This window comes from Microbacterium oleivorans (assembly GCF_013389665.1).
In the GTDB taxonomy this organism is placed as follows: domain Bacteria; phylum Actinomycetota; class Actinomycetes; order Actinomycetales; family Microbacteriaceae; genus Microbacterium; species Microbacterium oleivorans_C.
This window is the reverse complement of record NZ_CP058316.1, coordinates 24,476-37,633: the sequence shown is the minus strand read 5'-3', so window position 1 is coordinate 37,633 and position 13,158 is coordinate 24,476. Positions and strand designations below refer to the sequence as shown.

Annotated in this window: 13 protein-coding genes; 5 read left to right on the top strand and 8 right to left on the bottom strand. The window is 71.3% G+C overall.

Going from position 1 to position 13,158, the window contains the following annotated elements:
* Positions 1-2: 2 nt before the first annotated feature.
* Positions 3-3,509, bottom strand: a complete 3,507-nt coding sequence (gene smc / locus HW566_RS00195) for a chromosome segregation protein SMC (protein WP_178009361.1) — start codon at positions 3,507-3,509, stop codon at positions 3-5.
* A 370-nt stretch (positions 3,510-3,879) separates the two neighbouring features.
* Here smc and HW566_RS00190 point away from each other — a divergent pair, with 370 nt between their 5' ends.
* Both HW566_RS00190 and HW566_RS00185 read left to right on the top strand, forming a co-directional pair.
* A complete protein-coding gene (locus tag HW566_RS00190) occupies positions 3,880-4,131 on the top strand; it encodes a hypothetical protein (RefSeq protein ID WP_178009359.1) in 252 nt (83 codons plus the stop codon).
* Between the two features lie 48 nt (positions 4,132-4,179).
* Positions 4,180-5,307: a GNAT family N-acetyltransferase gene (locus HW566_RS00185; protein ID WP_178009357.1), complete on the top strand. Its 1,128-nt coding sequence runs from the start codon at positions 4,180-4,182 to the stop codon at positions 5,305-5,307.
* Here the strand turns inward: HW566_RS00185 and mutM are convergent.
* From mutM to HW566_RS00155, 6 genes are all read right to left on the bottom strand, one after another.
* Entirely contained in the window at positions 5,255-6,151 is an 897-nt protein-coding gene (gene mutM / locus HW566_RS00180) for a bifunctional DNA-formamidopyrimidine glycosylase/DNA-(apurinic or apyrimidinic site) lyase (RefSeq protein ID WP_178009355.1), read from the bottom strand. The genes HW566_RS00185 and mutM overlap by 53 nt on opposite strands.
* Positions 6,144-6,836 (bottom strand): ribonuclease III, encoded by a 693-nt coding sequence (gene rnc / locus HW566_RS00175; protein WP_178009354.1) that lies wholly within the window; start codon positions 6,834-6,836, stop codon positions 6,144-6,146. The genes mutM and rnc overlap by 8 nt, the downstream gene beginning before the upstream one ends.
* 10 nt (positions 6,837-6,846) lie before the next feature.
* Positions 6,847-7,056 (bottom strand): 50S ribosomal protein L32, encoded by a 210-nt coding sequence (gene rpmF / locus HW566_RS00170; protein ID WP_019179169.1) that lies wholly within the window; start codon positions 7,054-7,056, stop codon positions 6,847-6,849.
* 2 nt (positions 7,057-7,058) lie between these two features.
* On the bottom strand, positions 7,059-7,556 hold the full coding sequence (locus HW566_RS00165) for a YceD family protein (protein ID WP_178009353.1): 498 nt from the start codon (positions 7,554-7,556) through the stop codon (positions 7,059-7,061).
* 104 nt (positions 7,557-7,660) lie between these two features.
* Positions 7,661-8,158: a pantetheine-phosphate adenylyltransferase gene (gene coaD / locus HW566_RS00160; protein ID WP_178009351.1), complete on the bottom strand. Its 498-nt coding sequence runs from the start codon at positions 8,156-8,158 to the stop codon at positions 7,661-7,663.
* 10 nt (positions 8,159-8,168) lie between these two features.
* Entirely contained in the window at positions 8,169-10,328 is a 2,160-nt protein-coding gene (locus HW566_RS00155) for an ATP-dependent DNA helicase RecG (protein WP_178009350.1), read from the bottom strand.
* 62 nt (positions 10,329-10,390) lie between these two features.
* Between HW566_RS00155 and HW566_RS00150 the strand changes: the two genes are divergently transcribed.
* Positions 10,391-10,981, top strand: a complete 591-nt coding sequence (locus HW566_RS00150; protein WP_178009348.1) for a 1-acyl-sn-glycerol-3-phosphate acyltransferase — start codon at positions 10,391-10,393, stop codon at positions 10,979-10,981.
* A complete protein-coding gene (gene rsmD / locus HW566_RS00145; protein WP_178009346.1) occupies positions 10,978-11,541 on the top strand; it encodes a 16S rRNA (guanine(966)-N(2))-methyltransferase RsmD in 564 nt (187 codons plus the stop codon). Before HW566_RS00150 ends, rsmD begins: the two co-directional genes overlap by 4 nt.
* 3 nt (positions 11,542-11,544) lie before the next feature.
* Here rsmD and thiL read toward each other — a convergent pair whose 3' ends face one another.
* Positions 11,545-12,543 (bottom strand): thiamine-phosphate kinase, encoded by a 999-nt coding sequence (gene thiL / locus HW566_RS00140; protein ID WP_178009344.1) that lies wholly within the window; start codon positions 12,541-12,543, stop codon positions 11,545-11,547.
* Positions 12,544-12,619: 76 nt separating this feature from the next.
* Here thiL and HW566_RS00135 point away from each other — a divergent pair, with 76 nt between their 5' ends.
* On the top strand, positions 12,620-13,132 hold the full coding sequence (locus HW566_RS00135) for a DUF3515 family protein (protein ID WP_178009343.1): 513 nt from the start codon (positions 12,620-12,622) through the stop codon (positions 13,130-13,132).
* Positions 13,133-13,158 lie beyond the last annotated feature (26 nt).

Sequence of the window (13,158 nt, the reverse complement as noted above, 5' to 3'; positions counted from 1 at the left end):
CTTCAGCCTACGGCGCCCGCGCGCTCCCGTACGCGCTGACCGACGACGGCCGACACCCCGTCCTGCCGCATCGACACCCCGTAGAGCGCGTCCGCGATCTCCATCGTGCGCTTCTGATGGGTGATGACGATGAGCTGACTCGATTCCCGGAGCTGCTCGAAGACTCCGAGCAGCCGTCCGAGGTTCGCATCGTCGAGCGCCGCCTCGACCTCGTCGAGGATGTAGAACGGGCTGGGCCTGGCCTTGAAGATCGCGGTGAGCAGAGCCACCGCCGCCAGCGACCGCTCACCTCCCGACAGCAGCGACAGCCGTTCGATCTTCTTTCCGACCGGGCGCACCGAGACCTCGATGCCGGTGGTGAGGGGGTGATCGGGGTCGGTCAGCGAGATGCTGCCGGTACCGCCCGGGAACAGGATCGGGAAGACCTCGCCGAAGGCGACCTTCGTGTCTTCGAAGGCCGCGAGGAAGATCGTCTGCATCCGCTCGTCGAGCTCATCGATGATCGTGAGAAGGTCGGCGCGCGTCTGGGTGAGATCCGCGAGCTGCTCCGTCAGGAAGGCATGCCGCTGCTCGAGCGCAGCGAACTCCTCCAATGCCAACGGGTTGACACGACCGAGCTGTGCGAGCTTGCGCTCGGCCTCCGCCAGCCGTCGTCGCTGCGCCGCGCGGTCGAAGGGCGCCTCGATTCCCTCGTCGCCCGGGATCGGCTGATCGGGGCCGTATTCCGAAACGAGAATGTGCTCATCGAAACCGAGCTCGGATGAGACACGCTCGAGCAGGCTCGTCACGTGCAGTCGCTTCTCGTGCATCTGCATCTCGAGGCCGTGCACCGACTCGGTCAACGCAGCGAGCCGGGCACGAGCGGACTGGTCGCGCTGCCGCAGGTCGGCGAGCTCGGCGGTGATCTCGCTGCGAGCCTGCTCGGCGCGCCCCAGCTCGACGCGTGCCTGGGCCACCGACCGATCGATCGACTCCAGCAGCGGAGGAAGCTGTGCCGCGACGGCATCCGCGATCTCGCGCTGTCGACGCCGGATCACGGCGCGACGGGCTGCCTCGGCGGCGGCGGCCTTCTCGCGCTCGCGCTGCCGCTCCAGCTGGACGACCCGGGCCTCGCCGGCACGGACGCGTTCGCGAAGGGTCTCGACGTCCAGGCGCGCGCGCATCTCGCTCTCGCGCGCCTTCTCGAGGGCGTCGAGGAGGCCGTCGCGGGCGGAGGCGTCGAGGATCGGCCGGGGCGCGGCGGCGGCGGCACCCCACGCCTCGTCGGCATCGCGCGCCGCGGTCTCGGCCTCGGCCACCCCGGCCGCCGCGGGAGCCAGGCCCGCTTCGAGCCTGTCGCACTCGGCCACCGCAGCCTCGTATCGGACGGTGGCCCGGTTGAGCTTCTCGGCATCCGCGGCCAGCGCCGCATCGTGCGCTCGCAACGTGTCGAGCGACGTGCGCGTGCGTGAACGCGCCTCGTTCCACGTCGCCTGTGCGTCGGACAACGATTCCCGCAGCGCGTCGGCGACGACGACCATCTCCGACAGACGATCCGCGGCCGCGTCGCGCTCCGCGGCCAGCTCGAGGCGCGAGCGGCCCTCGCCCGAGCCCGCGCGGACGGTCCGCCACGAGACCAGCTCGCCCTGACGCGTGACGATCACGGCACGGTCGCGGTCACGCGGGGCGAGCTCCTCCCGGACCCGGGCGGCGTCGGCGAGGTCGGCGACGATGACCACGCCCGACAGGTAGCCGAGCACGCCCGGCGGCGCTGCCGTCACGTCGACAGCCCGCACGACGCCGTCGACGGGCTCGATCGCGTCTCCGGCATCCGCTTCGGCCAGAACGATGTCCACGACCCCGAGATCGTCGGAGCGCGCCGCATCGGCGGCGCCCACGGCGGCGGTCATGTCGTCGACGAGGATCCCCTCGGCCAGGGCCCCGAGGGCAGCGGCGACGGGCGCCTCGTACCCGGGTTCGACCTTCACCGCGTCGGCGACCAGGGACCGCAGACCCGAGGCGCCCCGTGCCAGCAGGTCGGCGGCCGCGTTGCGGACCTCGAGGGCTCGCCGGAGCGCGGCGGTCTGGGCGGTGAGGGATTCGACCTCACGCTCGGCCGCGTGCAGCCGCTCGCGGATGCCCGAGACCTCGGACTCCGCCTCGGCGGAATCGCGCTGGGCGCGATCGTAGGCTGCCGTGTGCTCCGCAGAGCTCGCCTCGGGCGCCGAATCGGCCTGCACGGCAGCCAGTGCCGCCTCCGCCTCCGATCGTCGGACGCGGGCGGCATCGAGGCCACGCTGCTGCCGGTCCACCGCGGCCCGAAGCGCCTCGAGGCGGGACGCGGCGGCATCGGCGCGACCCCGGAGCTTCGTCAGCCGCATGTCGTGTTCGGATACCAGCGCGCTCTGCGCGGCGATGTCGGAATCGAGCGCATCCAGCTCGGCTCGGGCCCGGATGACGTCGCGCGACGCCGCGGCGGCGAGGTCCTGCGCATCGCCCACACCCGCAGCGATCTCGTCGACCTCCCCGCGTGCCTCGTCGATCGCCGACTGCCCGACCGTGCTGACCTCGAGCGCGAGCTGGCCGTCATCCTCGAGCAGGGCCCGCCGCTGCGCGGCCAGTGTGTGAAGCCCCCGCACGCGTTCCTGCACCTGTTCGAGCGAGAACGCCGTCGCCCGGGCGCGGTCGACCGCCTCCGAGCGCTGCTCGGCCTCGAGTGCGTCGATACGCTGCTTGACCGTGTCGAGCTGGTCTTGGAGCACGAGCCGCTCGGAGTGGCGCTCGTGTTCGGCACGGGCGTGATCTGCCAGCTGCGTCCGCAGTCCCACGAGGTCGTCCGCGAAGAGTCGCCCCTTCGCGTCGCGGACGACGGCGGCGATCGTCGCCGCCTCCCGCGCGATCTCGGCCTGCTTGCCCAGCGGCTTGAGCTGGCGGCGCAGTTCACCCGCCAGATCGCTCAAGCGCATGAGGTTCGCCTCCATCGCCTCGAGCTTGCGAACGGTCTTCTCCTTGCGGCGCCGGTGCTTGAGGATGCCCGCGGCCTCCTCGATGAAGCCCCGCCGGTCCTCGGCGCTGGCCTGCAGCACCGTGTCGAGCCGGCCCTGGCCGACGATGACGTGCATCTCGCGGCCGAGGCCCGAGTCGCTCAGCAGCTCCTGGACGTCGAGGAGCCGGCAGGTCTCGCCGTTGATGGCGTACTCGCTCGCGCCGTTCCGGAACAACGTCCGGCTGATCGTGACCTCGGCGTACTCGATCGGGAGGACGCCGTCGTGATTGTCGATCGTGAGCTGGACCTCCGCGCGGCCCAGCGGGCCCCGCGTGGTGGTGCCGGCGAAGATGACGTCCTCCATCTTGCCGCCGCGGAGGGTCTTCGCGCCCTGTTCGCCCATGACCCAGGCCAGAGCATCCACGACGTTGGACTTGCCCGAACCGTTCGGTCCGACGATGCAGGTCACGCCCGGTTCGAGGACGAAGGTCGTGGCCTGGGCGAACGACTTGAAGCCTTTGAGCGTGACGCTCTTCAGGTGCATGTCGGGCCCTCCTGCGGGTCGATGGACGTCCACACGCTACCGGAGGATCGATGGCGGGACTTGACGCCGCACCGCGGGGACCGCTAGCGTCACTTTCCGCATCCCCAATGAAAGGAGGTTCCCCGATGTTGATTTCTGTCACCGCGTTCGACGCTGTTGCCGTTCGTTCCGAGCACCGCGACCGTTTCTTCTGCGTGATCGGTGGAGCCGCCGTCATGGGTGCTCCGCTGAACGCCTGAGTCCGCGAGTCCCTCGCCCCGTTCCGCCTTCCTGCCCGCGCCCGCCTCCTCGTGCGCGCGGGCCGCAGCTCCGGCTGCCTCCGCGACGCCATCGTCGCCCCGCACGTCCGCCCTCTTCGAACGAGGACACCATGAACACCGTCGTCCAACGACGTCCCGATGTCGCGCCCGCGCGACCCGTCATCCCCGAGCAGGCGGCTGACGGCCGTCCGACCCTCCTCCAGCGGCTCGCGTTGCGCCTCGCGGCGCGGCTGATCCTCTGGAGTGCCGACCGGGGTGCGAGCTCCGCGCCCGAGGTCGCACAACGACGCGAGCAGCTCGCAGCGCGCGAGGAACGCGAGCGCCACTGGATGCGCGAGTACCTCCTCACCCCGTACCGCTGAACCGTGCGGGGCCCCGGCTCCGGGGCCCCGCACCACCCGGAGAAGAACATGAACGACACCACCGCGCAGCTCGAGCTGCGTCCTCTGCCCGTACCCGTCGACCTGCGCGGTCCGGGCGCGATGGACTTCAACGAGATGACCCGCGTACGCAATCTCGTCTATCGGGAGATCGCGGGCGACGACGACGACTCGGTCCGCCCCGAAGAGCTGCTCCCCCACTACCGACCGACGCCCGACGAGACGCGCTACCTGTGGCTTGCCGTTTGGGCGGGTCGCCTCGTGGGCCGTGCGGGCCTCGACATCCCCCACGAGGACGGGTCCGACACCGCCTTCTGGTTCATCGAGCTGCTGCGGGAGGTCCACGGCCGAGGCATCGGCGCAGCGGCCCTTCAGCTCATCGAGCAGACCGCGCTGGCCCATGACCGTCACGCGCTGCAGTCCTACGTACAGCACCCCGAGCGGACCGGCGAACGTCTGCCGGCTCCGACGGGTCACGGTGAGGTCCCGCTCGACCGCGCTGCGCGCTTCCTCCTGGGGCACGGGTACCGGCTGGAGCAGATCTACCGCAAGAGCGTGCTCGACCTCGCCTCGGCCGCGGCCACGGTCGACGCGCATCTGCTCCGCGCCACCGAGGCCGCATCCGGCTACCGGGTGGTCTCATGGACTGCGCCGACACCGACGGAATACGTCGACGGATACGCGTGGCTCAAATCGCGCATGTCGACCGATGCCCCGGCTGCCGCCCTCGACGTCGACGAGGAGATCTGGGATGCCGCGCGCCTCGCCCGTCACGACGCACGCTACGTCGATGCCGCCCAGACGCTGCTGGTGACCGCAGCGCAGCACATCGAGACGGGACGACTCGCGGCGTTCACCGAATTGATGATCGGCGCCGACCGCACGCGCGCGACACACCAGCACGACACGCTCGTCGCGGCGGCGCATCGGGGTCACCGGCTCGGGATGCTCGTCAAGTGCGCGGCACTCGTCGCGTGGCGCGGGATCGCTCCGGCCTCCCCTCGGGTCATCACCTACAACGCCGAAGAGAACCGTCCGATGCTCGACATCAACGAGGCGATCGGTTTCGCCGCAGTGTCCTACGAAGGCGCGTGGCAGAAGCGCGTCACCGACGGCGGCGCTGACACCTCGGGCAGTAGTGCGAGGACCGGTTCGTGAATGCGACTCGCACGATGGCCGAGCCGCATCGCGAGCAGGGCGCACCGGTGCGGCCGTAGGCCTCGAGCGAGTGGGCGAAGTACCCGGCCTGCCCGTTGACGTTGACGTACTGCGTGTCGAAGCTCGTGCCCCCCTCGGCCAGAGCCTTCGTCATCACCTCGACCACGCTCTCGAGAAGACGTTCCCGCGAAGCTCGCGAGAGCGACGAGGCGGGGGTCTCCGGGTGGATGCGCGCGGCCCAGAGCGCCTCGTCGGCGTAGATGTTGCCGATCCCGCTGACGAACGCCTGATCGAGGAGCACGCGCTTGATCGCTGAGGACCGGCGTGCCGCCTCGCTGTGGAACCGTCGTCGATCGAACGCGGGATCGAGCGGGTCACGGGCGATGTGGGCCACCTGGCCGGGCACCAGGGCTTCGTCGGTGCCACGCCCACCCGCAGCGCCGTCGGGCGCGGGCAGGAGGTCGTCGACGGCGAGGGAGCCGAACGTGCGCTGATCCACGAAGAGGACCGACAGCTCGCCGTGCCCCGGATGCACGATGTCCCATCGGATCCGCTCGTGCCGCTCGGTGGGCGATCCGGACTCGCGCAGCAGCATCTGCCCGCTCATCCCGAGGTGTGCGACGACGGCACGTGGAACGCCCGCGATCGGGAACCAGAGGAACTTCCCGCGTCGCGCCGCACCGGCGATCGAGCGGCCCACCAGCTCACCCTCGAACGATGCCGGCGTTCCCGGATGCCGAGTGAGTGCTCGCGCATCGAGCACGGTGCACGCCTCGATGCGAGCCCCCACGAGCGCGGGGGCGAGACCAGCGCGGACCACCTCGACCTCGGGAAGCTCAGGCACGGGCGGAGAGCACGTGCCACACGGCGAGGGCGGCGGCCATCTCGGCCTGCTTCTTGCTCGAGCCCATCCCGTCGCGTGCGACATCGCCGACCGTCACGGTCGCCGTGAAGACGCGGTTGTGGTCGGGGCCCGAGGCCTCGACGCGGTACACCGGCGGCGCGAGGCTCAGGTGTGCCGCGAGCTCCTGAAGGGACGTCTTCGGATCCATCGCCGCACCGTAGCGCGCGGGGTCCGCGAGGAGTGGGGCGACCAGGCGGAGCACGAGTTCTTGCGCGCGATCCGGGCCTGCGGACAGGAACGCCGCCCCGATGACGGCCTCCATGGCGTCGGCGAGGATCGAGTCCTTGTCGCGCCCGCCCGTCTGGGTCTCACCGCGGCCGAGCAGGATGTGCTCCCCCAGCCCGATCGCGCGCGCGACCTCGGCCAACGCGACGGTCGAGACCACGCTCGCCCGCCGCTTGGCGAGCGAGCCCTCGTCGAGGTCGGGGTGCGTGCGGAACAGGTGCACCGTCACCGCCTGCCCGAGAATGGAGTCCCCGAGGAACTCCAGGCGCTCGTTATGAGGCGAGCCGCCATTCTCGTACGCGTGGGAGCGGTGCGTCAGCGCGAGCGACAGAAGCTCGGGGTCGATGTCGACCCCGAGCTTGTCGGTGAGCGCGGTGCGCTCCACGGAGATGTCGGTCACGCCGCGGACGTCAGACGTCGGCGACCTTGCGACCCTTGTACTCGAGGAACAGCTCGGTGCCCTGCGAGTCGGTGACGACCTTCGCCTGGTGAGGACGGCTGTAGACGACCTTGCCGTTCTCGATGGTCTTGACGAGCGTGGGAGCCTCGGCCTTCCACTGCGCACGACGCGAACGCGTGTTGGAGCGGGAGACCTTCCGCTTCGGGGGGTTACCTGCCATGGCTAGCTCTTCTCTGTATCGGTGGCGACGCGGTTCTCTGCGTCGTCGTGGTCTGGGGTGTAGGCCGTCAGCGCGGCCCAGCGCGGATCGATCGGCGTCTGCTCCGCAGACTGCGTTCCCGGCGCCACCTTCTCGCCCGTCTCCGGGTCGAGCCCGGGGCAGTCCGGCTGACACACCGGCTGGAACGGAAGCGCCAGGACGATCGAATCCCTGACCGGAGTTTCAAGATCCACGTGGTCGTCTTGAACCTCGAAGTCGGACGCTTCATCTCCAGAATACCCGAAGAGCTCCTGAAACTCGATTCGGAGCGGGTGTGTCAGGTCGGTGAGGCAGCGCCCGCACACCCCCTCGTAGAACGTGTCGGCCTCCGCCGTCACGAGAACGCCCTCGTGCACCGACTCGAGGCGGACCTCGAGGTCGACGGACTGCCCCTCGGGCACGAAGACGAGGCCCTCGCCCCACTTCGCGGGCGCGGGGACGCTGAACGCGAACTCCCGCATCTCCCCCGGCTGGCGCACGATGTCGTGCGCGGGGATGACGAATGGTCCGGTGACGTGCTTTCTACCCACGATCGACAATGGTAGTCGCCGCATCGCGGGTGGTCTCAGATACCGCGCGATCCGGTGTCGAGGAAGCGTGCGACCGGGGCGGGCACGAAGGGCGAGACGTCGCCTCCCAGAGACGCCACCTGACGGACGAGCGAGCTCGAGACGAGCGCGTGCGCCGGATCGGGCAGCAGGAACACGGTCTCTATCTGCGCGAGATGACGGTTGACGATCGCCATCGGAGTCTCGTAGGCGACGTCGACCTGCGAACGGATGCCCTTCACGAGGATGCCCGCACCCACATCGGTCGCGTAGTCGACGAGGAGGCCCATGCTCCACGCCGCCACGACGATCTCGCCCTCGATGCCGGCGTCATCTATCGACTGCTCCAGCAGCGCTTGCCGCTGAGCGATCGGCAGCATGGCCTCTTTGCCGGGATTGTGCACGACGAGGACGTGCAGCTGGTCGTAGAGACCCGCCGCCCGGCGGATGACGTCGAGATGGCCGAGGGTCGGCGGATCGAAGGAGCCGGGGACGACCGCGATCCGGTTGCTCATGGATCCGAGCCTAGTTCCTGTGCAGCGCGCTGCGTTCGTCTTCGCCGAGGCGCCGGGCGATGGCATCGGCCAGACCCGGATGCCGCGAGAGGTCGGGGTCGTCCTCCAGCACTCGCGCCGCCTCCTCCCTGGCCTGCGCGATGAGGTCGGCGTCCGCGACGACCCGCAGCAGCCGCAACGACGAGCGCCCGCCCGACTGCGCGTCGCCGAGCACGTCGCCCTCGCCGCGCAGCTCCAGGTCGACCTCCGCGAGCGAGAACCCGTCCAGCGTCGCGGCGACCGCCTCGACGCGCGAGCGGGCGGAGGTGTCGGGATCGGCCTCCGTCACGAGCAGGCACAGGCCCGGAACGCTGCCGCGGCCGACGCGGCCGCGCAGCTGGTGCAGCTGCGACACCCCGAACCGCTCGGCCTCGAGGATCACCATGGTCGAGGCGTTCGGCACGTCCACGCCCACCTCGACGACGGTCGTGGCCACCAGCACGTCGATCTCTCCGCGCGCGAAGGCCTGCATGACGGCGTCCTTCTCGTCAGCCGGCATCTTGCCGTGCAGGGTCGCCACCCTCAGGTCCGCGAACGCGGGGTGCTGGTCGAGGAGCGCCCGCGCTTGGACCACGCCCCACCGCGTGCGGGTGCGGGTGCCGTCCTCGAGCACGCCTGCGTCGTCGGTGTCGTCGACCACGGACTTCTCGGCGTCGATGGCCGCGCACACGACGAAGGCCTGCCGCCCCTGCGCCACCTCCTCGGCCACCCGCTCCCACACGCGACCGAACCAGCCGGGCTTCTCGGCGAGGGGCGCGACGAACGTGGTGATCCCCGCACGGCCGGTGGGCATCGTCCGGATGGTCGAGACGTCGAGATCGCCGAACACGGTCATGGCGACCGTGCGCGGAATGGGGGTGGCGGTGAGGACCAGCACGTGCGGAGACGTCCCCTTCGCGCGCAGCGCCTCGCGCTGCTCCACGCCGAAACGATGCTGCTCGTCGACCACGACCAGACCGAGGTCGGCGAACGTCGTCGACGCGCTCAGCAGCGCGTGCGTGCCGACCACGATCCGCGCCTGGCCCGAGGCGGCCCGCAGGGCCGCCTTGCGACGTTCACCCGCCGACTGGGCACCGGTCAGCAGCGTCGGCATCAGCTCGGGGGCCAGCCGCGGTCCGAGCATGCGCGCGATGGAACGCACGTGCTGGGCGGCGAGCACCTCGGTCGGAGCGATGAGCGCGGACTGACCGCCCGACTGCGCGACCTGCAGCATGGCGCGCAGCGCCACGAGGGTCTTGCCCGACCCCACCTCGCCCTGGACCAGACGGTTCATGGGCCACTCGTGCTCGAGGTCGGCGGCGATGGTCTCGCCCACCGAGACCTGATCGGGGGTCCGCTCGAAGGGCAGCGCCGCGTCGAAGGAGGCCAGGAGGTCGCCGGCAGGACGCGTCGTCGCTGCGAGCTGACGCACCTGGACGCGGTGCTGCAGCAGCGCAGCCTGCAGCACGAACGCCTCATGCATGCGCAGCGTGGAGAAGGCCGGGGCGACGTGCTCGGGCAGCGCGGGGGTGTGCACCTGCACGAGGGCCGTGCGCGCGTCCAGCAGCTGCTCGCGCTCGCGCAGCTCATCGGGGAGCGGGTCGGGGACCTCGCCGAGCCTGGCGACGACATCGGCGATGATCTTGCGGATCTGCCAACTGGTGACGGTGCTCGTCGCCGGATAGATCGGGATGGGCTCGAGGCTGCGCGCGACCGCCGTCACGCGCGCTTCGAGCTCGTCGTCGAACAGCTCGTAGTCGGGGTGGGCGAACTGCTGCTTGCCTTTGAACACGCCGACCTTGCCGGAGAAGATGCCCTGCCGTCCGGGCCGCAGCTCTTGCAGCCGCCACTTCTGACCGAAGAACGTCAGGCTCGCCGTGCCGACCCCGTCGCTGATGACGACCTCGAGCAGCGATCCTTTCCGCTGACGCATCGGACGCTCCGAGACCGACTGCACCTCGGCCACGATGGTGGCCATCTCGCCCACGGGGAGCGACGAGATCGGAGTGAGCTCGCCGCGGCGGGCGTACCGGCGCGGATAGTGCGCGAGCAGGTCGCCCACCGTGACCATGTCGAATGCGCGAGCCAGCGTACCGGCGACCTTCTCGCCCACAGCATCCGCGAGGCGTGTTTCGAGGACGACCTTCGGCATGACGACGAGTCTAGGCACCGCCGCCGACACGCCGCGGCCGTCGAAGGCCGTACGGTATGAGGATGCTTCGACGCGCGCTCGCCCGCCTGTTCTGGACGTTCAGCCGTTGGCGCCTCGTCAGCACCCCCGCCCCGACGCGGCCGACCATCCTGATCGGGGCACCGCACACGTCGAACTGGGACTTCGTGCTGATGCTGGCCATCGCCTGGCGTCTGCAGATCCCCATCCGATGGCTGGGCAAGAAGAGCCTCTTCCACGGCTGGCGGAACGCGCCGATGCGCCGGCTCGGCGGCATCCCCGTCGACCGCGACGACCCCTCCCGCGTGGTCGACGACGTCCTGACGCAGATCGCCGCCGGCGACGTGTTCGGGCTCGTCATCACGCCCGACGGCACGCGCGGATCGCGGAACGGGTGGAAGTCCGGCTTCTACCGCATCGCGCGGTCGGCAGGTCTGCCGGTCACCCTCGGCTACGTCGACCGCACGACCATGACCACCGGCCTCGGCCCGACGATCGAGCTGACGGGAGACGTCGGCGCAGACATGTCCGTCATCCGCTCCTTCTACGCCGACAAGGCGGGCTTCCGTCCCGAGCTGCGCAGCGAGCCTCGACTGCGCGACGAGGGGACCACGCCCGAGCGGACGTCGCCGTGACACGCATCATCGCCGGCGCCGCGGGCTCGCTCACGCTGACCGTCCCCGACCGGGGAACGCGCCCCACGAGCGACCGCGTGCGCGAGTCCCTGTTCGGCGCTCTCGATGCCGCCGGCGCGATCCCCGGTGCGCGGGTCCTCGATCTGTACGCCGGATCGGGTGCCCTCGGCCTGGAGGCCCTCAGCCGGGGCGCGGCGTCGGCCGACCTCGTCGAGAAGGCGGCCGCGGCTGCGGACGTGACCGAGCGCAACGCCCGTACCGTCGCGCGCGCCGTGCCCGGCGCCACGGTGCGTGTGCACCGCCTCAGCGCCGACGCGTTCCTGCAGTCCACCACGCTGCGCTTCGACCTCGTCTTCCTCGACCCGCCGTACGACCTCGACGACACCGCCCTCGCGCAGACGCTGGGGGCCGTCGGCGACGCCGCCGAGGACGGCGCGCTCGTGATCGTCGAACGCGCGGCGCGATCGACCGAACCGGTCGTTCCCGGCGCACTCGCGCCGCTGCGGTCGAAGCGCTACGGCGACACCGCCCTGTGGTGGTTCGAGCGCGTCGACCGGTAGCGCTCAGCCACCGCCTCCGTCCCAGTCCCGGTAGGGGTCCCACCCGCCCACGGCCCCCTCGCCCCGCCCGTCGACGGTCAGGGGCTCCGGTCCGGCCTCGCCCACGGTGCCGATGACGCGGAATCCGGCGGGCAGCGGGGCGTCGGACGGGAACGTCGCCAGCAGGGCGTGATCCTCGCCGCCGTGCAGGGCGCGCTCGCTGTCCTCTCCGAGCGTGCTGCGGTGCAGGTCGATGGTCACCCCCGATGCCCGCGCCATCCGACGCGCGTCGCGCACGAGCCCATCGGAGACGTCCATCATCGCCGTGGCGCCCGCCGCGGCGGCCACCGGACCGGCCGCGATGGGCGGGCGCGGGCGCAGCTGCCCCGCCACCGCCCCGCGTTCGATCGCCGTCAGGGTATCGACGGCCACCGGCACCGGCTCGCCCGCGCCGTCGCGGAACCGCGAGAAGAGGATCTGCAGCCCTGCAGCCGCGAGCCCGACCTCGCCGGCGATCGCCACCGCGTCGCCGGCCCGAGCACCCGACCGCAGCACCGGCCGCCGCCCGGGCTCGAGCTCGCCGACCGCGGTCACCGCGATCGTCAGCGTCGTCGAGACGGTGAGGTCGCCGCCGGCGACGCGGCATCCGGGAGCGAGCTCGTCGCACGCCTCGCGCAGTCCCGTCGCGAGGTCGTCGACGAAGCCGATGGTCGTGTCCTCGGGCATGGCCAGCGCCACGAACAGCGCCACCGGCCGCGCACCCATCGCCGCGATGTCGGCGAGGTTCACGGCGGCCGACTTGGCGCCGAGATCGAGGCCGCTCGACCATGCCAGCCGGAAATCCGGGCCGTGGACGAGCGTGTCGGTGGTGACAACGACCCGCGGGTCCGCGAGGGCCAGGACGGCGGCGTCGTCGCCCGGCCCGACCTCTACGTCGGCGGGGCCGAGCCGCGCGAGGATGCGTCGCAGGACCTCCTCCTCGGTCATCTCGCCGACGGGCGTGGCACGGGAGGGGTCGGACATGCCTTCACGCTACCCGTCCCCCCTGCTGCGCCCTGCGTCGCCGGGCGCGGGTTCACGAGCGCAGTACGCTGGAGGAATGCCGCGCCGCCGCACGATCCCCGTTTCGATCCTGGTCTCGGCGACGCTCCTGCTCGCCGGGTGCGCGGGCACGGTGTCGGTGGAAGCGGCTCCCGAATCCGACTCCACCGCGTGCGCCGACGTGATGGTGCGCCTGCCCGACTCGGTCGCGGGCGCGGAGCGCCGCTGGACCGACAGCCAGTCCACGGCGGCATGGGGCGATCCGACGACGGTGATCTTCTCGTGCGGTGTGGCCTCCCCCGGGCCGACCACGCTGCGCTGCGAGTCGGTCTCCGGGGTCGACTGGGTGATCGACGAGTCCGAGGCACCCCGTTTCCGTGTGACGACGTTCGGACGCGAACCGGCCGTCGAGCTCTATTTCGACACGGAGGTCTCGGACGAGATCCAGGGCGTGTCGAGCCGCGACGTGCTCGAGGCGCTCTCACCGCTGGTGTCGAGACTCCCCCGCGACGGCGGAGCCTGCGTGGACCGGGCCGAGGCGACCCCCGTCCCCTCGCCCGTCGCCCCCTGAAAGCGCGACCGCCGCTGGCGACGCTC